General features: G+C 63.4%; 19 protein-coding genes. 16 read left to right on the forward strand and 3 right to left on the reverse strand.

All coding sequences use genetic code 11. The features are described 5' to 3' along the window. Positions 1–82: 82 nt before the first annotated feature. On the forward strand, positions 83–961 hold the full coding sequence (locus H567_RS22530; RefSeq protein WP_161626541.1) for a 2-phosphosulfolactate phosphatase: 879 nt from the start codon (positions 83–85) through the stop codon (positions 959–961). 1 nt (position 962) lies between these two features. Continuing rightward, complete coding sequence (locus tag H567_RS0101765; protein ID WP_028320074.1) at positions 963–2,105, forward strand: CaiB/BaiF CoA transferase family protein; 1,143 nt, start codon at positions 963–965, stop codon at positions 2,103–2,105. A gap of 18 nt (positions 2,106–2,123) precedes the next feature. Here the strand turns inward: H567_RS0101765 and H567_RS0101770 are convergent, their stop codons facing one another. From H567_RS0101770 to fusA, 3 genes are all read right to left on the reverse strand, one after another. Next, on the reverse strand, positions 2,124–3,749 hold the full coding sequence (locus tag H567_RS0101770; RefSeq protein WP_028320075.1) for a BamA/TamA family outer membrane protein: 1,626 nt from the start codon (positions 3,747–3,749) through the stop codon (positions 2,124–2,126). A gap of 196 nt (positions 3,750–3,945) precedes the next feature. Then, positions 3,946–4,446, reverse strand: coding sequence for a MogA/MoaB family molybdenum cofactor biosynthesis protein (locus H567_RS0101775; protein ID WP_028320076.1), 501 nt, complete (start codon positions 4,444–4,446; stop codon positions 3,946–3,948). Continuing rightward, positions 4,447–6,525 carry an elongation factor G gene (fusA, locus tag H567_RS0101780; RefSeq protein ID WP_028320077.1) on the reverse strand — a complete coding sequence of 693 codons (2,079 nt, stop codon included), beginning with the start codon at positions 6,523–6,525 and terminating at the stop codon, positions 4,447–4,449. A gap of 483 nt (positions 6,526–7,008) precedes the next feature. Here fusA and xerC point away from each other — a divergent pair, with 483 nt between their 5' ends. The 14 genes from xerC (at position 7,009) to H567_RS0101850 (ending at position 21,953) form a co-directional block, all read left to right on the forward strand. Further along, positions 7,009–7,941, forward strand: a complete 933-nt coding sequence (xerC, locus tag H567_RS0101785) for a tyrosine recombinase XerC (protein WP_208598309.1) — start codon at positions 7,009–7,011, stop codon at positions 7,939–7,941. Positions 7,942–8,034: 93 nt separating this feature from the next. Then, positions 8,035–8,574: an ATP-dependent protease subunit HslV gene (gene hslV, locus H567_RS0101790; protein WP_028320079.1), complete on the forward strand. Its 540-nt coding sequence runs from the start codon at positions 8,035–8,037 to the stop codon at positions 8,572–8,574. A 131-nt stretch (positions 8,575–8,705) separates the two neighbouring features. Continuing rightward, positions 8,706–10,076: an ATP-dependent protease ATPase subunit HslU gene (gene hslU / locus H567_RS0101795; protein ID WP_028320080.1), complete on the forward strand. Its 1,371-nt coding sequence runs from the start codon at positions 8,706–8,708 to the stop codon at positions 10,074–10,076. Beyond that, positions 10,073–10,954, forward strand: a complete 882-nt coding sequence (argB, locus tag H567_RS0101800; RefSeq protein ID WP_028320081.1) for an acetylglutamate kinase — start codon at positions 10,073–10,075, stop codon at positions 10,952–10,954. The genes hslU and argB overlap by 4 nt, the downstream gene beginning before the upstream one ends. A gap of 52 nt (positions 10,955–11,006) precedes the next feature. Then, on the forward strand, positions 11,007–12,230 hold the full coding sequence (locus H567_RS0101805) for an aspartate aminotransferase family protein (RefSeq protein WP_035253180.1): 1,224 nt from the start codon (positions 11,007–11,009) through the stop codon (positions 12,228–12,230). Between the two features lie 30 nt (positions 12,231–12,260). Continuing rightward, positions 12,261–13,163, forward strand: a complete 903-nt coding sequence (gene argF, locus H567_RS0101810) for an ornithine carbamoyltransferase (RefSeq protein WP_035253011.1) — start codon at positions 12,261–12,263, stop codon at positions 13,161–13,163. Positions 13,164–13,368: 205 nt separating this feature from the next. After that, complete coding sequence (locus H567_RS0101815; RefSeq protein ID WP_028320084.1) at positions 13,369–14,574, forward strand: argininosuccinate synthase; 1,206 nt, start codon at positions 13,369–13,371, stop codon at positions 14,572–14,574. Between the two features lie 72 nt (positions 14,575–14,646). After that, a complete protein-coding gene (argH, locus tag H567_RS0101820) occupies positions 14,647–16,026 on the forward strand; it encodes an argininosuccinate lyase (RefSeq protein WP_028320085.1) in 1,380 nt (459 codons plus the stop codon). Next, entirely contained in the window at positions 16,023–16,478 is a 456-nt protein-coding gene (locus H567_RS0101825) for a hypothetical protein (RefSeq protein ID WP_028320086.1), read from the forward strand. Before argH ends, H567_RS0101825 begins: the two co-directional genes overlap by 4 nt. A 194-nt stretch (positions 16,479–16,672) precedes the next feature. After that, complete coding sequence (lysA, locus tag H567_RS0101830; RefSeq protein ID WP_028320087.1) at positions 16,673–17,929, forward strand: diaminopimelate decarboxylase; 1,257 nt, start codon at positions 16,673–16,675, stop codon at positions 17,927–17,929. A 42-nt stretch (positions 17,930–17,971) separates the two neighbouring features. Beyond that, positions 17,972–18,793 carry a diaminopimelate epimerase gene (gene dapF / locus H567_RS0101835; RefSeq protein WP_028320088.1) on the forward strand — a complete coding sequence of 274 codons (822 nt, stop codon included), beginning with the start codon at positions 17,972–17,974 and terminating at the stop codon, positions 18,791–18,793. 128 nt (positions 18,794–18,921) lie between these two features. Then, entirely contained in the window at positions 18,922–19,794 is an 873-nt protein-coding gene (dapA, locus tag H567_RS0101840; RefSeq protein WP_028320089.1) for a 4-hydroxy-tetrahydrodipicolinate synthase, read from the forward strand. Between the two features lie 151 nt (positions 19,795–19,945). Further along, the gene (gene dapB / locus H567_RS0101845) at positions 19,946–20,755 is read left to right on the forward strand and encodes a 4-hydroxy-tetrahydrodipicolinate reductase (RefSeq protein ID WP_028320090.1); all 810 of its coding nucleotides are present in this window, start codon (positions 19,946–19,948) and stop codon (positions 20,753–20,755) included. A gap of 28 nt (positions 20,756–20,783) precedes the next feature. Next, positions 20,784–21,953, forward strand: coding sequence for an LL-diaminopimelate aminotransferase (locus H567_RS0101850; protein ID WP_028320091.1), 1,170 nt, complete (start codon positions 20,784–20,786; stop codon positions 21,951–21,953). Positions 21,954–22,072 lie beyond the last annotated feature (119 nt).

A 22,072-nucleotide genomic window follows, 5' to 3' on the forward strand; every position in this document is an offset into this window, starting at 1 on the left:
CGTTGGGCCCGGCGGAGGACTCCGGTTCTCACCGGGTTCGGATCAGGTGCCGGAAGCCATTGAATATGGCAGGCTGCAAGGCATGGGCTGGCGGCCTGTGCCCGGGTGGACGGCTCCGTGGTCATGCCACACGATGTGCGCCGCTCCGCCCGGGGGCGGAGTGGCCGAAAAGGACCGGTGGCCGGTTTTGCGTATGAAGGTGATTCGAAAACGTATGGCGGAGGGGGCGCGGGGGGCGCGGGGCACGGTGGTCGTCATCGATGTGTTCCGAGCCTTTTCCTGCACGCCGCTCTTTTTCTATTTCGGGGCTGCGAAGGTCATCCTGGAGGCGGATCCCCTGAAGGCCGTGGAGTTGAAACGCCTGCACCCCGATGCGGTGCTGGTGGGGGAGGTCGACGAGGTCCCCATCGAAGGCGGGGACATAGGGAATTCCCCTTCCCGGATCATCGCCGAGGGCGCCCGGCTCTTCGAGGGCAGGACCGTCATCCACCGGACCACCGCCGGGGTGGCTGGGGTGAGCCTGGCGGCGGCCAGCGCCGACGAGGTCATCCTGGGCAGCTTCGTAACGGCCTCGGCCATCGCGGAATACCTGAAGGCCTTGCAACTCGGGGAAGTCACCCTCGTCGCGATGGGCGACCGGGCACTCAGGCCCGCCCCGGAGGACGAGGCCTGCGCCGATTATCTGGAGCACCTCCTCAACGGCACCCTCTACGACCCGGTAAAGGTGTTCCGGGAGGTCGTTTTTCAACCGACGGCACAGAAATTTCTGACGCGATCGAGGCCCTATCTGCCGCCTGAGGATCCGCTCTTCTGCCTGCAGCGGGATCTGTTCGACGCCGTGCCGATTGTGGCGCGGGATGGGGACAGGCTGGTGATCCGGCCTCCTGCGCGCGGATCGACGGGAAGTCTGAATCGGCTTCCACCGGCCTTGGCTTTGAAAGGATACAGACGGGGAGAATGAGATGCGTCCTTTGACGGGTTACAACGTGATCGAGATGGCGGGGCTTGCGCCCTCGCCTTACTGCGGGATGCTGCTGGCGGATTTCGGGGCCGATGTCGTAGTGGTGGACCGTCCGACCCGCGGGGCGCCCGAGATCCCGCACATCATGGACCGCAACCCTCTCGATCGGGGGAAGCGCTCGATCCGGGTGAATCTCCGGGACGAGGCCGGGAGGCAGATCGTCCGGAGGATGATCGCGCAGGGCGATGTCCTGCTCGAACCCTATCGCCCCGGGGTGATGGAGGCGCTGGGTCTGGGGCCCGCTGAGGTCTTCGTGTGGAACCCCGGCATGGTGTATGCGCGCCTTACGGGATGGGGGCAGACGGGGCCCTATGCGAACATGGCGGGCCACGACATCGACTACATCGCTGTTTCGGGGGCTCTGTCCTTGTTCCGGCGCAAGGGCGAAAAACCGCTCCCGCCGTGCAACCTTCTGGGCGATTTTGCCGGCGGCGGCCTTCTGGCCGCCTTCGGGATCCTGCTGGCGCTGATCGAGCGCAGCCGATCCGGAAAAGGGCAGGTGGTGGACGCGGCCATGGTGGACGGCGCCTCCAGCCTCTGCACGTTCCTTTACGGCCTCATGGGCCATGGACTCATGCGCACGGAGCACGGGGTGAACGACCTCGACGGGGGAGCGCCCTACTACCAGGCCTATGAAACAGCCGACGGCAAATTCATGGCCGTCGGGGCGCTGGAGGAGCGGTTTTACCGGGTGCTGCTGCAGAGGCTCGGCCTGGATTCGGAGGCGCTTCCGCGCCAGGACGACCGATCCGGCTGGCCTCTGCTGCAGGAGCGGTTCACGGCGGTTTTCAAGACGCGGACGCGCGACGAATGGACGGCCGTTTTCGAGGGCACCGATGCGTGCGTCGCCCCTGTCCTCGAACCCTACGAAGTGGGGGGGCACCCGCACGGCGGGGCACGGGGGCTGCTGATCGAGCGCAAGGGTCTGGTGCAGCCCGCCCCGGCTCCGAGGCTTTCGAGGACGCCCGGTGCAGCGGGCGAACACCCCGGGCCGCGCGGGTCCGACACCGTGGAAATCATGCAGGGCTTCGGTTATACCCGTTCGGAGATCGATGCGCTGACCCGGGAAGGAGTCATCGAATGACCTCGGCACCCCTGTCGGTCAAAACCGGACCTCATTGCCGATCAGCACCTGGAAGCCGTCCGCCTCCTCTTCCTTGACAAGGGGATAGGCCACCGTGAGGAGGATGACACGGCCGAAGGCGCTCTTCAAGTTCCCGAGGCGCAGCCCTCCCCCTACGTCGGCATAAATTTTGCTCCAACCGCCCCCGTCCGGGCTGCGAATGGCGCCCGCTTCGGCAAACGCGACGAAACCGATTTGGACGATTCCCCACAGGTCCCACGGGAGGATGACCCGGTCTTCCAGCGCGAACACCCAGCGTGCATCCCCCGCTCTGAAGTGGGAGGGGTAGCCTTTGAGGCCCTCCTCGGCACCGATGTAGATCATGTTTTCGGGGTCCATTTCATATCCGCCGGTCAGATCCAGATTCGCTGCCAGGGTTTGAAAAGGCCAGGACTGAAGGTAGCCGGTGAATTGAAGGCTCCCCAGCGCGTCACGTAATCCTTGGCTCTCCGTGCGGGTGTGCCCTGTCGCTTGCACCAGGAAAAGGGATTCCGGGGTGGGGCGCTGCCCCTTTGCCGCCGATGCCTCGAAATAGCCTGCGTCGGTTTCGCTTCCCAGAGCGGTCGAGAAGTAGCCGCCGGCGAGCGCCAGGTCCCAGCCGAGATTGTAGTTTTCGGTGACACTGACGGCCTTGAGGTTGCGAAAGGATCCGTAGCGGTCCTGGTTGAGGGAGAAGTGGAGGAGCGGTCCGCTGTAAGTGCGGTCACTGAGCTCCGGGGCGGAGAACGTGGGCGTGGAGAGCTGGTTCAGCTCCCCATACTGTTTATCGATGTGCCGGTATTCGACCCCTGCCCGGATCGCCGTGCGATGCCGGAAGCGGAGCAGCTTCCAGGCGCCGACCGAGATCTGCTGCGGGTTGAAGCGGAAATTGTAGATTTCCCGGTCCCGATCGTAAAGGGTGTGGATCCTGCTCTCGTCCTGGAAGGCGAAGCTGGCCGCCCAGGGGGTCGTGTATTCGAAAAAGCCTCTTTCCAGACGGAACAGCTTGAGATCTCCGTCCGACAAGTTTTCGTAGGCGGTGTCGAGGGTCCATCGCGTATTGAAAAGGAGCGGGTCGGTGTAGAAGATCTGTTGCGTGGTCCGTTCACTGTCTTTCCCATGGCTCACGAAAAGCTGCTTGCCATAGCCGAGAAGGTTGACGTCCCCGAGCCTGATGCGCCAATCCTGGTCCCCGCCGATATCGCTGAATTTTCCTCCCACCCGTATGGTCCAGGCATCGTGCACCTTCACCCTGGCGGTCACCGTGCCGTCCGGGTCGGTTTCAGGCACGATCTCGGCGTCGATCAGATAGGGCAGGTTTCTCAGGAGCCTCTCGGTTTCAGCGATGATCCGGGCGTTGACGGGTTCCCCTTCCTTGAAGAGCAGGTTCTTGCGGATGATCCTCTGGCGGGTGTCGATGTGGAGGAAATTGGCGGTCCGCCCCAGCCAGTGGTTTTCCTTCGGGTCGTCCAGATCGAAGACATCGTCCACTTCGATCTGGATCCGGTCCACGACGGCGCCTTTTTCCTCGAACGAGATCCAAGGGTTTTCCCCCGCTCGAACCAAGCCGTGCGCCGACAGCATGCCGATCAGGCAGATAAGAAGGACCCGCAGGGTGCAGGGCATCAAAAGCCTCCTTGAGTTTCTTCATTATCCATTTTACCTGGAATCGTACAGGAGGGAAAGATCTGTTGGAGCATGAAGGGTGTGTTTCAGATAAACAACGGTTTATCCCCTTGCTCCCTGTCTGGGAGTCGGGATCGAAGCCCCCGATCGGATCGATTGCATACGGAGGATGGATCTCTTGACAACTTGTCAATGTTTAAGCCGTGGCGCACTCGGAGGGGTCGCCCTGCAGCTTGGCCAGGGCGTGGGGCAGGGCGGGGAGGAGGACCTCCAGGTTTTCCCGGGCCCCCCTGGGGCTGCCGGGGAGGTTGACGATCAGGCAGGATCGGCGGACGCCCGCTTTGGCGCGCGAGATCATCGCGTGCGGGGTCTTGAGGAGGCTGGCGGCCCGCATGGCCTCGGCCATGCCCGGGACCTCGTAATCGAGGACCGCGTCCATGGCTTGAGGGGTTACGTCCGTGGGGCTCAGGCCGGTGCCGCCCGAGGTGAGGACCAGGTCGAGGTTTTCTTTGTCCGCCCACTCGGTGAGGGTGCCGCGGATCTGTTCGACATCGTCAGAGACGATGCCCCGTTTGGCGACATGAAAACCGGCCTGCTCGAGGATGCCCGCGACGACTGCGCCGCTTTCATCGGCTCTCTCGCCGCGGGAACCCTTGTCGCTGATGGTCAGGACACCGGCCTGGAAGGTTCGCTGCATCTACTCCTCTGTCTTGAAGGCCGCCACGATCTTGTCGGCCAGCTGGGCGGGCACTTCTTCGTAATGGGACTGCTCCAACCGGAACGTGCCGCGGCCGCCCGTCAGTGAGTTGAGGTCGAGGGCGTAGGTCAGCACCTCCGCCATGGGGACCTGGGCCTTGATGACCTGATAGCGCCCCTCGCTGTCCATCCCGAGCACACGGCCGCGCCGGCTGTTGAGATCCCCCATGACGTCGCCCATGTACTCCTCGGGAACCACGATCTCGAGCTTCATGATCGGTTCGAGCAGGGTTGGGCTGGCATCCTGGACGGCCTTTCTGAGGCACATGATGGCGGCGATCTTGAAGGCCATTTCAGATGAATCGACTTCATGCGATTTTCCGTCGAAGAAACGCACCTTCAGGTCCACGACGGGCGCTCCGGCGAGTGCGCCCTTCTGGATGGCCTCCTGGAGCCCCTTCTCGACCGCCGGGACGAAGTTGCGGGGCACGTTCATGCCGACGAGCGCCTCTTCGAACTCGAAGCCGGAGCCTCTTTCAAGGGGCATGACGTCGAAATGCACCTCGGCGAACTGCCCGCGGCCGCCGGTCTGCTTCTTGTGCCGGTAGATGACCTTGTTGACGGGTTTTTTGATCGTTTCCCGATAGGGGATCTTGACCGGCTTCAGATTGACCTCGACGCCGAACTTGCGCTGCAGTTTGTCGCAGGTGGTCTCGAGGTGGATCTGCCCCGCGCCGGAAAGGATGATCTCCGCGGTGGTCTGATCCCGTTCGAGCCGAAGGGTGGGGTCTTCTTCCAGGAGGCGCGCAAGTGAGCTGAAAAGCTTGTCTTCGCTCCCTTGCACCTTCGCCTCGACGGCGTAGGAGATGACGGCCGGCAACGGCTGCACCGGCTGGTAGACGATCGGGTCGCCCTCCGTGCAGAGGGTGTCGCCCGTGGTGGTCTCTTTGAGTTTGGGGATGGCGACGATGTCCCCCGGTCCGACCATCTCGAGGGGCTGCTGTTTCTTGCCTTCCATCAGCAGCAGCTGTCCGAATTTTTCTTTGACGTCCTTGATGGGGTTGTAGACTGTGCTGTCGGCTTCGAGCGTCCCTGAAAAGACCCGGATCAGGCTGAGTTTCCCTGCGAAGGGGTCGGCGATGGTTTTGAAGACCAGGGCGGAAAAGGGGGCCTCCGCCGAGGGGGCCCGCTCCACGGTGTCACCGGTTTTCGGGGCGGTGCCTTTCCTGGGTGCCCTCTGAATCGGGGAGGGCAGCCCCTGGACGATCAGGTTCATCAGGTGCGGGACGCCCATGTTGAGGGTGGCCGATCCGCACAGGACGGCAACCACCTGCCCGGAGTTGACGCCCTTGATGAAGGTGTCTTCGATTTCCTGGGCGCTCAAGGTTTCCCCTTCCAGGTATTTTTCCATCAGCTCGTCGTTGACCTCGACGACGTTCTCGACCATCTTTTCGCGGTACTCTTCCGCCTCATCGGCCATGTCGGCCGGGATGTCGACGGTTTCGAACCCGCCGCTCGCATCTTTGCTGTAGAGATAGGCCTTCATCTTGATGAGATCGATGATGCCGCTGAACTGGTCCTCCGCGCCGATCGGGAGAAAAACGGGGGTCATTTTGGCCTGCAGGATGTCTTCCGCCTCTCCGAGGACCTTGTAGAAGTCGGCCCGCTCCCGGTCGAGCTTGTTGATGAAAACCACTTTCGGGAGCGCCTGCTCTTCGGCGAACGCCCAGACCTTCTCGGTCCCGATCTTGACGCCGGCAGTGGCATCGATCACCAGGATGGCCGAATCCGCGGCCTGAAGGCACAATTTCGTATCGGAGAGGAAGTTGTCGTCACCCGGGGTGTCAATGAGGTTGATGATATTCTTTCTCCAGGCGCAGTGGTGGAAGGCGGTGCTGATGGTAATCCCCTTCTTGATCTCCTCCGGCTCGAAATCGAGGTTGGAGGAGCCTTCATCCACTCTGCCCAGCCGGGTGGTCGCCTTGCCGTTGAACAGGATGGCTTCGGCCAGAGACGTTTTCCCCGAACCCCCATGTGCGATCAGGGCGACGTTGCGAAGCTGTTCCGATTTTCTCTCCATACTTTAACCCTTTCCTGATGAATCTGATAAAAATGGATTAGTTTTCACCCTAAACAGGCTGCTTTTCCATTCCTTGCAGGCGTAAGCCCACCCAGCGGCACAGGGGCCTTCGGTGCACCGGAAGGGCGTGCACCAGGCCTTTCGCATGGCAACCGGCCCGGATTCCACCCCGGAGAAGGGACGACGCAGATCGAGGGGAGCCGGTGAAGACGGGACGCAAAGATGAGCCATATCCGGAATCGAGCCTCTTTTCTCAGGCGCTTAGAGACCGCCCTCCAGGGCCGGAATGTTCAACCTGAGGTGAAAGGCTAGGAAATTAAAGCGTTTGGTCAGAGAAACTACATCAATGCCCGATTCAAAGTCAAGCCCAGAATGAGCGCTCCTATTTTTTAATTGCCAATTCTGCGAAAGATGTTAATATACACATTTTTTTAGAAAAAATGAAATCGTCCTGGACGGGCGCAGGATTTCGGGGGGCGAGGCGTGTCGATCGGGGAGCTGAAAGCGCGTTTTTTGGATTATTTGCGGGATCAGAAAGGCTACTCTCCCCATACCCTGCGAAATTACACGATCGACCTGGATCAATTCATCCAATTCCTGGCGAAGGAGCACAGCGGAGGGGCGAGCGGCCCGGTGGGCCGGCCACCCGAAGCCCCTCCGGTCGAACCCGATCTGCTGCGCCGCTACGTGGCTGAAATGCACGGCCGTTTGAAACGGTCCAGTATGGCGAGAAAGCTTTCGAGCATCCGGTCCTTCTACCGGTTCCTCGAGCGGAACGGATATTTGTCGGAGAATCCGGCCGCCGATCTTTCGTCGCCCCGGATGGAAAAGCGCATACCCCATTACCTGCCGGTCGATGCCATGTTCCGGCTCCTCGAGAACGCCGCTGCACAGACTCCTCTGGGTCTGCGGGACCTGGCCGTTCTGGAGGTCCTTTACTCTTGCGGGCTCCGGGTCAGCGAACTGGCGGGGCTGAACATCGGGAGCCTGGATGCCGACGAGCGCCTGGTGAAGGTCCTCGGCAAGGGTGGCAAGGAGCGGATCGTCCCCATCGGCCGTCAGGCCCTGGGGGCCGTGGATCAATATCTTGCGGCCACACGGCCTCTCAGGCAAGGGCGATGGGGGGATGACCGCAGGGCGCCGCTTTTCATCAATTCCCGGGGCGGGCGGCTTACGGCGCGGAGCGTCGGGCGGATCGTCAAACGCTATGCCCTCGAGGCCGGCCTGCCTTCGGAGATCAGCCCGCATTCGATGCGGCACAGCTACGCCACGCATCTGCTGGACGGCGGGGCGGATCTGCGGTCGGTTCAGGAACTGCTGGGCCATGCAAGTCTTTCCACCACCCAGCGCTACACGCATGTCAGCCTGGACAAGCTGATGGAGACCTATGACAAGGCGCATCCCCGGAGCCGCTGACGATCCGATGCCGACCGAAGATCGGGGGTTTTCCCGAGGGCTGGACAGCCTCTGGACGTCGAGGCAGATCCAGGGGATGCGAATGGAGTCCAGATGAAAGACATACGAGCGACAACGATCCTGGCTGTCCGAAAGGACGGCCGCGCGGTGATGGCCGGGGACGGGCAGGTGACCCTCGGGGACACCATCATGAAGCACAAGGCCAACAAGGTGCGGCCCATGTACGATGACCAGGTGCTGGTCGGCTTTGCCGGCGCCGCGGCCGACGCCTTCAACCTGTTCGAACGCCTCGAGGGCAAGCTCGAGGAATACCGCGGGAATCTCACCCGAGCGGCGGTCGAGCTGGCGAAGGACTGGCGGACGGACAGGATCCTGCGCCGCCTGGAGGCGCTGCTGCTGGCCATGGACGAGGAGCACACCCTGATCATCTCGGGAACGGGCGACGTGATCGAACCGGACGAGGCGGTGGCCGCCATCGGCTCCGGCGGGCCCTATGCCCTGGCAGCCGCCCAGGCCCTGGTGCAGCATTCGCCCCTCGACGCGAAGACCATTGCGATGGAGTCGATGAAGATCGCTGCATCCATCTGCCTCTATACGAACGAACAGATCATCGTGCATGAACTCCAGCCCTGAGGCAGCCGGGGCGGAGCAGGCATGGAAGGACCCCCGCCGGGTTGCGGAGCGCTTCGCGAGGCGGTGCCTGGGGTTGCGGGCGGTCTGTGGGGGAACCGGGCGACAGGATGAGAGGTCGAAAAGATTCGAGGATGAAAGTGCTCACGCCGAGAGAGATCGTTTCCGAGCTGGACAAGTACATCATCGGCCAGGACCAGGCCAAGCGCTCGGTGGCCATCGCGCTCAGGAACCGCTGGCGCCGCCAACAGGTGCCGCGGGACCTGCGTGACGAGATCGCTCCCAAGAACATCATCATGATCGGCCCGACGGGGGTCGGAAAGACCGAGATCGCCCGGCGGCTGGCCCGGCTGGCTGAATCCCCCTTTCTCAAGGTGGAGGCGACGAAGTTCACCGAGGTGGGCTACGTGGGCCGTGATGTGGAGTCGATCGTGCGCGACCTCGCCGAACTCGCCGTCAACATGGCCAAGAAGCAGGAGCAGGAAAAGGTCAAGAGCAAGGCCCGGGAGCTCGCCGAGGAAAGGCTTCTCGACATGCTGCTCCCCAAGCGCAAGGAAGAGGTGCGCGAGGAGGAGGGCGAAAAGGAGAAGATCCTCGAGGTGGTCCGCGTGGACAGCGCCGAGAAGTCCTCCACGAGGGAAAAACTGCGCCGGATGCTGCGCGACGGCAAGCTCGACAAGCGCTACGTGGAGCTCGAGGTCCAGGACACCCAGCTTCCGATGGTGGAGATCTTCTCGAGCGGCGGCATGGAGGAGATGGAGTTCAACATCAAGGAGGTCTTCGGCAACCTCTTCCCGGCCAAGAAGAAGAAACGGCGCGTCAAGGTCCCGGAGGCCCTGGAGATCCTTTTCCAGGAGGAATCGCAGCGCCTGATCGACATGGACAAGGTCATCGAGCAGGCCGTGCGGATGACGGAGCAGAACGGGATCATCTTCCTGGACGAGCTCGACAAGGTGGCGGGGTCGGAGTCGGGCTACGGGCCGGACGTGTCCCGCGAAGGCGTGCAGCGGGATCTGCTGCCCATCGTGGAGGGCTCGACCGTCATCACCAAGTACGGGATGATCAAGACCGACCACATCCTGTTCATCGCCGCCGGGGCCTTCAATGTCAGCAAGCCCTCGGACCTCCTCCCGGAACTGCAGGGCCGGTTCCCCATCCGCGTGGAGCTGGATTCCCTCTCGGAGGAAGACTTCTACCGCATCCTGACCGAGCCCCGGAACGCCCTCATTACGCAGTACAGGGCACTTCTCGAGACCGAGGGCATCGAACTGCACTTCGAGGACGACGCAATCCGGGAGATCGCCTACATGGCGAACCGCGTCAACGAGCAGATGGAGAACATCGGCGCGCGTCGCCTGGCGACGATCATGGAAAAGCTCCTGGACGAGATCTCGTTCGAGGCGCCGGACATGGAGGAAGATTTGGTCACCATCACCAGGGAAACGGTGAGCGAGAAGCTCGCGGACATCCTCGAAGACGAAAACCTGAGCAGGTACATCCTATGATTACCCAGTCCGATCGCGCCAAGGTCCTGATCGAGGCCTTGCCTTACATCCAGCGCTTCAACGGCGCCACGATCGTCGTCAAGTACGGCGGGCACGCCATGGTGGACGAAAAGCTGAAGCGCGACTTCGCGCTCGATATCATCCTGCTGAAGTACGTGGGGCTGAACCCGGTCGTGGTCCACGGCGGCGGCCCCCAGATCGGCGAACTCCTGAAGCGTCTGTCGATCGAGCCGGTCTTTGTCGATGGGATGCGGGTCACCGACCCTCAGACGATGGACGTGGTGGAGATGGTCCTGGTCGGGAAGGTCAACAAGGAGATCGTGACCCTCATCAACACCAACGGGGGTCGCGCTGTCGGGCTTTCCGGCAAGGATGGGCAGCTGGTGACGGCCCAGCGCATGAAATACCTCAAAAGCCGGGGGGAGGATCAGCCCCCCGAACTGATCGATATGGGGCTCGTCGGGGAGATCACGGCGGTGGACCCCACGATCCTCCTCAAGCTGATGGAAGATGCCTTCATTCCGGTCATCGCGCCGGTCGGCGGCGGTGCGGAGGGGGAGACCTTCAACATCAACGCCGACCTCGTGGCCGGTGCGGTGGCCTCGGCCCTCAGGGCCCGGAAGCTGATCCTCCTGACCGATACCCCCGGGGTCCTGGACCAGTCGGGCGGCCTTCTTTCGACCCTGAAAGAGGGCGAGGCGCGTGAGCTGATGGGCCGGGGAGTGATCAAGGGAGGGATGATCCCGAAGGTCAACTGCTGCCTCGACGCCCTCAAGGGCGGGGTCCGCAAGACGCACATCATCGACGGGCGCCAGGAGCATGCGATCCTGCTCGAGATCTTCACCAAGGAAGGGGTGGGGACGGAGATCGTCCCCTGAACCGCAACGCAAACCAACCAAACGGAACGAACTGAAAGATCGGAAGATGACCATGTCAGGCACGGAAGAGAACAAAACGGAACAGCCGACGATCGCTTTGGCTGATCGATTTATGTTTCCGACCTACGCCCGGTTTCCTATCTGCCTCGTGCGGGGTGAAGGCTGCCGGGTCTGGGACGAGGCCGGGAAGAGCTATCTGGATTTCGTGGGCGGCATCGCCGTCTGCGCCCTTGGACACAGCTCGCCGCTGGTGACGCGGATCCTCGAGGAGCAGTCCCGAAAGCTGGTGCATGTATCCAACCTCTACTACACGCAGCCGCAGGCGGAACTGGCGCGGCTGCTGGTGGAGCACAGCTTCGCGGACCGGTGCTTTTTCTGCAACAGCGGGGCCGAGGCGAACGAGGCCGCCATCAAGCTTGCCCGGCGCTGGGCCCATGAAAAATACGGCCCGGAGCGCTATCACATCGTTTCTATGGCGAATTCCTTTCACGGGAGGACCATGGCGACCCTCTCGGCGACCGGCCAGGCCAAGATCCAGAAGGGGTACGACCCGCTCCTGCAGGGATTCAAATTCGTTCCCTTCAACGATCTGGAGGCCCTTTCGCAGGCGGTGGACGGGACCGTCTGCGCCGTCATCCTGGAGCCCATCCAGGGCGAGGGCGGGGTGGTGGTGCCGTCGCCGGGCTATCTCGAGGGGGTCAGGCGCCTGTGCGACGAACGGGGCACGCTCCTGATCTACGACGAGGTCCAGGTCGGGATGGGGCGGACCGGCCGGCTTTTCGCACACGAGCATTTCGGGGTGGCGCCGGATATCATGTCGCTTGCCAAGGCGCTCGCCAACGGCCTGCCCATGGGGGCCATGCTGGCCCGCGAGGCCTTGACACCCGCCTTCGGCCCGGGCAGTCATGCCACGACCTTCGGCGGCACACCGCTGGTGTCCGCGGTCGCCAGGGCCGTTCTCACGAGCATCCTCGAGGATGGTTGGCTCGATCATTGCCGTGAGGCGGGGGGATATTTCAGGTCACGGCTCGAGGCCCTGCGAGACAGGTATGGATTCGTCAAGGAGGTGCGGGGGATCGGGTTGATCGTCGGGATGGAGCTCGATGTTCCGGGCGGCCCGATCGTCAAGGCCTGTATGGATGAGGGTTTTCTGATCAACTGTACCCAGGACAGGATCCTCCGGTTCGTCCCGCCGCTGATCGTGAAGAAAGAGGAGATCGATCAACTGGTCGAGGCCCTCGACCGGATCCTCGGAAGCGTGGCGTCACCCGGCTAGCAGATCCGGGTCATTCAGGGTGGAAAACAAATGAAAAAAAAGGACTTTTTGACCATCAGAGACTGGGCCCCGGACGAGATCATGGATGTCATCCAGCAGGCCCTGACGCTGAAGCAAGGCGGCCGGGATGCGCGCCGCCGGCCGCTGGAAGGCTACACCCTCGGCCTCATGTTCGACAAGGCCTCCACGCGGACCCGCGTTTCGTTCGAAGTGGCCATGCTCCGAGCGGGAGGGGGGACGATCTTCCTGAGCCGTCACGATACCCAGCTTTCCCGGAACGAGGCCTTGAAGGACACGGCGCAGGTCCTTTCCAGGTACCTGGACGTCCTGGCGATCCGGACCTATTCCCAGGAGTGGGTGCAAGAGGTGGCACGCTGGGCCGATATCCCCGTGATCAACGCCCTGACGGACCTCTATCACCCGTGTCAGATCTTGAGCGATCTCATGACCGTCAAGGAAAAGAAGGGCTCGGTCAGGAACCTCAAGATCGCCTGGGTGGGAGACGGCAACAACGTCGCCCATTCCTGGATCCATGCGGCCCGCAAACTGGGCTTCGAACTGGTCCTGGCCTGCCCGCCGGGGTATGCGCCGAAGCCTGAGATCCTGGGCGACGGTGCACCCAATATCCGGCTCACAGCCGATCCGGCCGAAGCGGTGCAGGGGGCGGACGTGCTGAACACGGATGTCTGGACCAGCATGGGGCAGGACGCCGAACGGGAAAAAAGACTGCAGGATTTCAGCGGTTTTCAGATCAATGAAACGCTCGTGGCGCGTGCCCGCCCGGATGTCATCGTGATGCACTGCCTCCCGGCCCACCGTGGGGAGGAGATCGCCTCCGAGGTGCTCGACGGTCCCCGTTCGGTGGTTCTGGACCAGGCCGAAAACAAGATGTACCTGCATCAGGCCCTGCTCGAGACCCTCCTGCTGGCGTGAGGCCAGATTCGGATCCGCCGCTCCGGCGGGGCTCGAAAAGGCCTTGACAACGGAGCATGACGAACGGTCTCCTGGATCTCTTTCCAGAGGGGTTTCATCCGTGTTGAGCGGCCGGGCGACCGCAGGGGGATGCGTCCCCCCGGTCGGGTTGGAGGGGTGATGATAACCGCCGCTGTCAGCGGCTGACATACAAGGGAGAACGACGTTGGCTGAAGATATCAAGAAGATCGTGCTGGCCTATTCCGGGGGGCTCGACACCTCCGTGATCCTGGCCTGGCTCAAAGAAACGTACGGGTGCCCGGTGGTGGCCTATGCTGCGGATCTGGGACAGGGAGAGGAACTCGGCGGGATTCGGGAAAAGGCCCTCGAGACCGGTGCCGACGAGGTGATCATTGAAGACCTGCGGGAGGATTTCGTCAGCGGATACGTCTGGCCCGCCCTCAGGGCCAACGCGATCTACGAGTCCTCCTACCTCCTCGGGACCTCCCTTGCGCGGCCCCTCATCGCCCGCGGGCAGATCGAGGCGGCGCGCCGGACGGGCGCCAACGCCGTCTCCCACGGGGCCACGGGCAAAGGCAATGACCAGGTCCGGTTCGAACTCGCCTACATGGCGCTCGAACCCGGCATGCGGATCATCGCCCCGTGGCGCGAATGGACGTTCAGGGGGCGGGAGGATCTGATCGATTTCGCCCGCAGCAAGGGGATCCCCGTCCCTGTGACGAAGGAAAAGCCTTACTCGAGCGACCGGAACCTGCTTCACATAAGCTTCGAGGGCGGGATCCTGGAGGATGTCTGGAGCGAGCCGCCCGAGGACATGTTCGTGCTGTCGGTGTCGCCGGAAAGGGCCCCTGACCGGCCCACCTACGTGGAGATCACCTATCGGGAGGGGGATGCGGTGGCGGTCGACGGCAAGGCCATGACACCGGCCGGCCTCCTGGCGCACCTGAACGAAATCGGCGGCGCGAACGGCATCGGCCGGGTGGACCTGGTGGAAAACCGCTACGTCGGGATGAAATCGCGGGGCGTCTACGAGACCCCCGGCGGGACGATCCTGCGGGCGGCGCACCTGGCGATGGAGTCCATCACGCTCGATCGGGAGGTGATGCACATCCGCGACGGGCTCGTTCCACGCTACGCGGAGATGATCTACTACGGGTACTGGTTCGCTCCGGAGCGGGAGATGCTCCAGCAGATGATCGATCTGTCCCAGAAGCGGGTGAGCGGGGTCGTCAGGCTGAAGCTCTACAAAGGCAACTGCACGGTCGCAGGAAGAAAGTCCGAGGCGAGCCTGTACCATCCGGATTTCGCGACTTTCGAAGGGGACGAGGTCTACAACCAGAAGGATGCGGAGGGTTTTATCCGCCTGAGCGGGCTGCGGTTGAAGATCGCGCGCCTGCTGGAGAAACGCTGATCGAACGGCCTCCGGCGGCGGCATGGCGCCGGCCGGGGGCGCGGGAGACGATTCGAGAGAGGAACAGCCGTCATGGTCCGCAAGACATGGGGAGGGCGGTTCAAGGAGGAGACCGACACCCTCGTGAACCGTTTCAATGCCTCCATCGGTTTCGATCGCCGCCTCTACGCCCAGGATATCCTCGGGAGCGTCGCGCATGCGCGGATGCTCGCCCGGCAGGGGATCATCCAGGAGGAGGAGGCCGCACGCATGATCGAGGCCCTGGGGGAGATCAAGCGCGGCATCGAGCGCGGGGAGATCCCTTTCAGCGAGGATTTCGAGGATATTCATACCCTGGTGGAGAAGAACCTGATCGAGCGGATCGGCGCCCTCGGGGAGAAGCTTCATACCGGCCGGAGCCGGAACGACCAGGTGGCTTTGGATATCCGCCTTTACGTACGGGACGTCATCCACGAGACCATCGCCCTGATCGGCCGGGTCCAGGAAAGCCTGATCGAACTCGGCGAGAAGAACGTCGACCTCATCATGCCGGGCTACACGCACCTGCAGCGGGCGCAGCCGGTTCTGGTGGCGCACCACCTGCTGGCCTATGTCGAAATGCTGGGGCGGGACCGGGCGCGCCTGACCGAAGGCCTTCGGCGGGTGAATGTGCTGCCTCTCGGGAGCGCGGCCCTGGCCGGCTCCACCTTTCCTCTGGACCGGGAGGGCGTGGCGCGGGAGCTCGGTTTCGAAGGCGTCAGCCGCAACAGCATGGACGCGGTGAGCGACCGGGACTTCATCCTGGAGTTCCTGTTTGCGGCGGCGGCCGTCATGATGCACCTGAGCCGCATGAGCGAGGAGTTGATCATCTGGTCGAGCCAGGAATTCGGGTTCATCACCATCTCGGACGGGTTCTGCACCGGGAGCAGCATCATGCCGCAGAAGAAGAACCCGGATGTGCCGGAGCTGATCCGCGGCAAGACCGGCAGGGTCTACGGCCACCTCATGGGGCTCCTGACCACCATGAAGGGGCTGCCGCTCGCCTACAACAAAGACATGCAGGAAGACAAGGAAGGCCTCTTCGATGCCGCCGACACCCTGACCCTCTGCCTGGAGATCATGGCGAGGCTGCTGAGGGAGGTGACCTTCAACGCCGAGCGCCTGAAGGCGGCGGCTGCGGAGGGTTATCTGGTGGCGACCGACCTCGCCGACTATCTGGTCGGCAAGGGGGTCACGTTCCGGGAGGCCCACGGCGTGGTGGGGAGGATGGTCCTGCACGCCATGGAGCGCGGCCTCGAACTCCACGATCTGCCGCTCGATGAGATGAAAGGCTTCAGCCGGGTGATCGACGAGCAGGTCTACGGGTGGCTCAGCGCCGAGGCGTGTGTGGCGCGGCGGAAGCTGACCGGCGGCACGGGTCCCGAGCGCGTGCGGGAGGCCTTGGCCGCCGCACGGAAGGAGTGGGTGTCGTGAAAGGGGTTTTGAAGCCGTTATGGTGGCTGGCCTTTTTGACGGTAATCCTGTCCGGCGCGGCCTGCGGCAAGAAGGGGCCGCCGTTTCTGCCCAAGGCCCCTTTCACCCTGGTGGTGACCCAGCCCGAGGCCGTCTGGCATCAGGGCGTGCTCACCCTGACCGGGGAGGTCCTGACGCAGGAGAGGCAGCCTCATCCCGGGCAGGTGGCCGGGTGCCGTGTGTACTATGCCCATTTCGCCCTGGATGCCGCGCCCTGCGAAGGGTGTCCGGTCTCCTACCACGGGTACCGGGAGATCCGGGGCACCGTTGTCAAGGGAGAGATCTTCGAGAGCCGGGTGAACATCCATCCCAGTCCAGGGGTCCACTATCTCGAGATCCGGCTGATCGCCCCCGACGGCCGTTTGGGTCCGGCATCGGAGCGGTTGAGGATGGTGCTGCGGGAGGCCGAATGAAACCCCTGCGGTTCCGGTCTCCTGTCCTTTTCTGCGCAGCGGTCTGCGGGGAAGTTTCTTGCGTCATGCCCGGATATTGAGGGCGTAGACCCGGGCCCTCTCCCTGTGGGGTCGGGCGGCGGGGAGGCCGGTGATGAACCGGGGTGCGCCGGGAAGCCTGTTTCGGGGCGCCTCGAGAAAGATGTTGAGAGCGAATGCATCATTTCAATTATGTCCAGGATGAACTGTTTTGCGAGGAGGTGCCTGTCGCCCACATCGCCGAGGCGGTGGGGACGCCGTTCTACCTCTATTCCCACGCTACGCTGAAGCGGCACTTCAGGGCGTTTGACGGGGCCTTCGCCGGCCTGAAGCACCTGACCTGCTTCTCCATGAAGTCGAACTCCAACGGGGCGATCCTGAACCTCTTCGCCCGGGAGGGCGGCGGGGTGGATATCGTCTCCGGGGGGGAACTCTACCGTGCACAGAGGGCGGGGATCGAGCCCGGACGGATCGTCTATTCCGGGGTGGGCAAGAGCGAGGAAGATCTGGCCTATGCGCTGGAGGCCGGGATCCTCATGTTCAACGTGGAATCGTCTCAGGAGATCGACCGCCTGAATGAGGTGGCCCGGCGGGCGGGCAAGAGGGCCCCCATTTCCCTCCGGGTTAATCCGGACGTGGACCCCAAGACCCACCCGTACATCTCGACGGGCCTCAAGGAGAACAAATTCGGCATCGACATCGACGATGCGCCCGCGGAGTATGCCCGCGCGGCTTCCCTGGCCCATCTCGAGGTGATGGGGATTTCCTGTCATATCGGCTCCCAGCTGACCCAGGTCCTGCCCTTTGTGGACGCCCTCCGGAAGGTCCTCGGGCTGATGGATGCCCTCCGGTCCTCCGGGATCCGGATCCGGTGCCTCGACATCGGCGGGGGGCTGGGGATCACCTACGATCGGGAGACGCCGCCGCCCCCGGAGGAATACGCCGCGGCGCTGAAGCAAACCCTCGCGGGCTCCGATGTGACCCTGATTTTAGAGCCGGGCCGTGTGATCGTCGGGAATGCCGGGATCCTGGTGACACGGGTGCTCTACACGAAAACGACCGGGCAGAAGCATTTTTTCGTGGTGGATGCCGGGATGAACGACCTGATGCGGCCGAGCCTCTATCAATCATACCATGCCATTCAGCCCGTTGCCCGCCGGGAGCGGCCGAGGCTGACGGCCGATGTGGTGGGCCCCATCTGCGAGTCGGGGGATTTCCTGGCCAAGGCCCGGGAACTGGAGGCCTTCGAGCCCGGGGATCTGCTGGCGGTCATGAGCGCCGGCGCGTATGGGTTCAGCATGTCATCCAATTACAACTCGCGGCCGCGGCCTTGCGAGGTGATGGTTCAGGGCGGGATCTTTCACGTCATCCGCCGGCGCGAGACCTTCGAAGACCTGGTTCGGGGCGAGAGCCTCCCGGGGGAGCCGGCCTGATCCGGAGGGAACGGAGCGCGGCATGCGGTGCGTCCGAGAGCGATGAACACGATCGAATTCTGGAAAATGAGCGGCAGCGGCAATGACTTCATCCTCATCGACAATCGCGAAGGGGTGGTCGCTGAAACCGAGATGGGCCGCCTGGTGGAGCGGGTCTGCCGCCGGCGGGAGTCCGTCGGGGCGGATGGGGTGATCTTCGTGGTGCCTTCGAACCGGTGCGATTTCGCCTGGCGCTTTTTCAACGCCGACGGCGGGGAGGTGGAAATGTGCGGCAACGGCGGACGGTGCGTCTCCCGTTTCGCGCATTTAAAGGGGATCGCCGGCCCCCGGATGACCTTCGAGACGCTCGCCGGTCCGGTTTCGGCCGAGGTGAGCGGCCGTACGGTCAAGGTCCTGATGCCCCGGCCGAAAGGGCTGACCCTCGATGTCGGGATCGACCTGCAGCCGGGCTGGGAGCGGGTGGACTTCGTCAACACCGGGGTGCCCCACGTGGTGGTGCACGTGGAAGACCTCGAACGGCACCCCGTGGTCGAGCACGGGAGGGCGGTCCGCTATCACGCGCACTTTGCGCCGGCCGGTACGAACGCGAATTTCATGCAGGTCCTCGGGCGCCACAGCGTGAGGCTCAGGACCTACGAGCGCGGGGTGGAGGACGAGACACTCGCCTGCGGGACCGGGGCGATCGCCTCGGCCCTCACGGCGGCGGTGCGGGGGGAGGTCGCATCCCCCGTCGAGGTGGCGACCCGCGGGGGTGAGATCCTGATCATCCACTTCGAGCGGCAGGGGGATGTTTTCGAAAGGGTCTGGCTCGAGGGGAACACGGCCGTCATCTACCGCGCCACCCTGGATGCGGAGGCCCTCTGACCCCCGGTGTCGGGCGCCCGCAGCCGGCGTGCGCATCACCAAAAGGCTCGGACAAAGGGGCGACAGGACAGGCCGCGTGTCCGTCCATCGATCATTTTCAGGTACTGCAGATTTCTAGGAGGAGAGCCATGTTTCAGGGATCCATCGTAGCGATCGTGACACCCTTCAAAGACGGCAAGGTGGATGAAGACGCCTTTCGGCGGTTGATAGAATTTCAGATCGAAAACGGGACGAGCGCGATTGTCCCTTGCGGCACGACCGGGGAATCGGCCACACTGAATGTGGAAGAGCACAACCGCGTCATCGATATCACCATCGAGGCGGTCAACAAGCGCGTTCCGGTCATCGCCGGCACCGGGGGCAACAGCACCATGGAGGCCGTCGAACTGACCGCGCACGCGAAGCGTGCGGGGGCCGACGCCTCCCTGCAGGTGACCCCATACTACAACAAGCCGACGCAGGAGGGCCTTTACCGCCACTACAAAACCATCGCCGAGGCCGTGTCCCTGCCCATGATTCTTTATAACGTGCCGGGCCGGACGAGCGTCAATCTGCTGCCTGAGACCGTGGCGCGGCTGGCGGAGTTCCCGGAGGTGGTGGCCATCAAGGAGGCCTCGGGCAACCTGGCCCAGATGGCCGAGATCGTCGAACTGGTCGGAGACCGGATCACCCTTCTGTCCGGGGATGACAACGTGACCCTGCCGCTTCTCGCCCTGGGGGGGAAAGGGGTCATCTCGGTGGCCGCCAACATCGCGCCGAAGGACACCGCCGGCCTGATCAAGGCCTGGGAGACGGGGGACATCCCCGGGGCGCAGGCGCTTTTCTACAAACTGCTGCCTCTGTGCAAGGCCATGTTCTACGAGACCAACCCGATTCCGGTCAAGACCGCCCTGGCGATGATGGGGATGATCGAGGAGGAGTTCAGGCTGCCGTTGTGCCCGATGGCCCCGGCCAACCGTGAAAAGCTCAAAAAGGCCCTCGAGTCCTATGGATTGATCTGACGGATCGATCCGGGAGCGTCCGGCCGGCGTAGTGCCCGCGGTGAAGCCGGTCCTCCCTTCCAGGCCGGACAGCTGCCGGCGTTCCCTATCGAGGGGGCGCCCGGGCCGAGGCGAATCAGACCCTGCCAGGGTCCAGAAGGAGTCCAGGAAGATGATCCAGGTAATCGTTGCCGGCGCAGCCGGCAAAATGGGAAAGCGCATCATCCACATGATTCATGAAGACCCCGAGGCGGCGCTGGCCGGGGCCTTCGAGCGGCCCGGCCACCCCGATGTGGGCGCCGATGCCGGAGCCGTAGCCGGGCTGGGAGAAACCGGGGTGCCGATCGTTGGATCCCTCGAAGCGGCCGCTGCGCGCGGCGAGGTCCTGATCGATTTCACGGCTCCGGAGGGGACGTTGGCCAATCTGCGCTTTGCCGTTTCCAAGAACCTGGCCGTGGTGATCGGAACGACGGGGATTCAAGGCGCCCAGCTGGCCGAGGTGCAGGACCTTGGGCGGCGGACGCGCACGGTCATGGCCCCGAACATGAGTGTGGGCGTCAATGTGATGTTCCGGATCGCGGAGGAGATGGCCCGGATCCTCGGGGCGGGGTTCGACTGTGAGATCCTCGAGGTCCACCACCGGCTGAAAAAGGACGCGCCGAGCGGCACGGCGATGCGCCTGGCGCAGGTGCTGGCCGATGCGAAGGGAAAAGACCTCGACAAAGTGGGGGTCTACGAACGGAAAGGCATCATCGGGCCGCGCACGGATGACGAGATCGGGATCCAGACCTGGCGGGCCGGAGACATCACCGGCGAGCACACGGTCATGTTCGGCGGGATCGGTGAGAGGCTCGAGTTGACGCACCGGGCGCACAATCGCGACAACTTCGCCAAAGGGGCTGTCAGGGCCGCTCACTGGGTGGTGCGCCAGACCCCGGGGCTTTACGACATGCAGGATGTGCTGGGGTTGAGGCATCTGTAAATCTGCAGGGATTGGAGTTTTTTCGCTTATGGAACGATTTGAAAGGGCGGAGCGCCTCAAGCGCCTCCCGCCTTACCTCTTCAAGGAAATAGACCGCAAGAAGGCCGAGGTGAAGGCCCGCGGCGTGGATATCATCGATCTGGGCGTGGGGGATCCCGATCTGCCGACCCCTCCGCACATTATCGAGGTTCTCAAGAAGGCGGTTGAAGATCCCGGAAATCACCGCTACCCGTCCTATTCGGGGATGGGCGGCTTCAAAGAGGCGGTCGCCGAGTGGTACGGGAGGCGGTTTGGCGTTCAGTTGGACCCAAAAACCGAGGTGGTTTCCCTGATCGGAAGCAAGGAAGGCATCGCGCATTTCCCCTTGGCCTTCATCGATCCGGGGGATGTGGCGCTCGTTCCCACGCCGGCCTACCCCGTCTATCACATCGCGACGATGTTTGCCGGCGGGGAGTCGTATTTCATGCCGTTGCTGAAGAAGAACGATTTTCTTCCCGATCTGGATGCGATCCCCGGCGAAGTGGCGGGGCGCGCCCGGATGATGTTCATCAACTACCCGAACAATCCCACGGCCGCCGTGGCCGACAGGGCATTTTTCGAGAGGGTGGTGGCCTTTGCGAAGGACAAGAACCTCATTGTCTGCCACGATGCCGCCTACACCGAGATGGGCTACGACGGGTACCAGCCGCCGAGCTTTCTGGAGGTCCCCGGGGCCAAGGACGTTGGGCTGGAGTTTCATTCCCTTTCGAAGACCTACAACATGACCGGTTGGCGGATCGGGTTTGCGGTGGGGAATCGGGAGGCGGTGGACGGCCTCGGCGCGATCAAGAGCAACATCGACTCGGGGGTCTTTCAGGCCGTCCAGATGGCCGGGATCGAGGCTATCGCGGGGGATCAAGCCTGTGTGGACGAAATGCGGACCGTTTACACCCGCCGCCGCGATCTGATGGTAAAAGGCCTCGAGAAGGCCGGTTTCAGGCTGCGGGTCCCGAGGGCGACGTTCTATCTCTGGGTCGAGGTGCCTGCAGGCTACACATCGGCCCAAGTGGCGACCCGGTTGCTGGAGGAAGCGGGCCTGGTGGTGACGCCCGGAAACGGTTTCGGTGAGCCTGGCGAAGGCTATTTCCGCATCGCATTGACCCAGAACCGTGAACGGTTGGCCGAGGCCATCGAGCGTCTTCAGAAACTGAATCTTTGAGGCCGGAGCATCCTGCCGCGGTTGTGACCGGCCTGGGGCGGATGCCCCTCGGAGGCGGGCCGACCGTTGGCTGATACAGGTATCGGGGGAGCGGAAGGGGCCTGGACGGCGATTCCGCG

It is taken from the genome of Desulfatiglans anilini DSM 4660 (assembly GCF_000422285.1).
GTDB classification, from domain to species: domain Bacteria; phylum Desulfobacterota; class DSM-4660; order Desulfatiglandales; family Desulfatiglandaceae; genus Desulfatiglans; species Desulfatiglans anilini.

Excerpts from the sequence above, each read along its gene's own strand:
- H567_RS22530 (WP_161626541.1), top strand. The coding sequence starts at position 83 with ATGGGCTGGCGGCCTGTGCCCGGGTGGACGGCTCCGTGGTCATGCCAC.
- H567_RS0101765 (WP_028320074.1), top strand. The coding sequence starts at position 963 with ATGCGTCCTTTGACGGGTTACAACGTGATCGAGATGGCGGGGCTTGCG.
- H567_RS0101770 (WP_028320075.1), bottom strand. The coding sequence starts at position 3,749 with ATGCCCTGCACCCTGCGGGTCCTTCTTATCTGCCTGATCGGCATGCTG.
- H567_RS0101775 (WP_028320076.1), bottom strand. The coding sequence starts at position 4,446 with ATGCAGCGAACCTTCCAGGCCGGTGTCCTGACCATCAGCGACAAGGGT.
- fusA (WP_028320077.1), bottom strand. The coding sequence starts at position 6,525 with ATGGAGAGAAAATCGGAACAGCTTCGCAACGTCGCCCTGATCGCACAT.
- hslV (WP_028320079.1), top strand. The coding sequence starts at position 8,035 with ATGAAAGACATACGAGCGACAACGATCCTGGCTGTCCGAAAGGACGGC.
- hslU (WP_028320080.1), top strand. The coding sequence starts at position 8,706 with ATGAAAGTGCTCACGCCGAGAGAGATCGTTTCCGAGCTGGACAAGTAC.
- argB (WP_028320081.1), top strand. The coding sequence starts at position 10,073 with ATGATTACCCAGTCCGATCGCGCCAAGGTCCTGATCGAGGCCTTGCCT.
- H567_RS0101805 (WP_035253180.1), top strand. The coding sequence starts at position 11,007 with ATGTCAGGCACGGAAGAGAACAAAACGGAACAGCCGACGATCGCTTTG.
- argF (WP_035253011.1), top strand. The coding sequence starts at position 12,261 with ATGAAAAAAAAGGACTTTTTGACCATCAGAGACTGGGCCCCGGACGAG.
- argH (WP_028320085.1), top strand. The coding sequence starts at position 14,647 with ATGGTCCGCAAGACATGGGGAGGGCGGTTCAAGGAGGAGACCGACACC.
- lysA (WP_028320087.1), top strand. The coding sequence starts at position 16,673 with ATGCATCATTTCAATTATGTCCAGGATGAACTGTTTTGCGAGGAGGTG.
- dapF (WP_028320088.1), top strand. The coding sequence starts at position 17,972 with ATGAACACGATCGAATTCTGGAAAATGAGCGGCAGCGGCAATGACTTC.
- dapA (WP_028320089.1), top strand. The coding sequence starts at position 18,922 with ATGTTTCAGGGATCCATCGTAGCGATCGTGACACCCTTCAAAGACGGC.
- dapB (WP_028320090.1), top strand. The coding sequence starts at position 19,946 with ATGATCCAGGTAATCGTTGCCGGCGCAGCCGGCAAAATGGGAAAGCGC.
- H567_RS0101850 (WP_028320091.1), top strand. The coding sequence starts at position 20,784 with ATGGAACGATTTGAAAGGGCGGAGCGCCTCAAGCGCCTCCCGCCTTAC.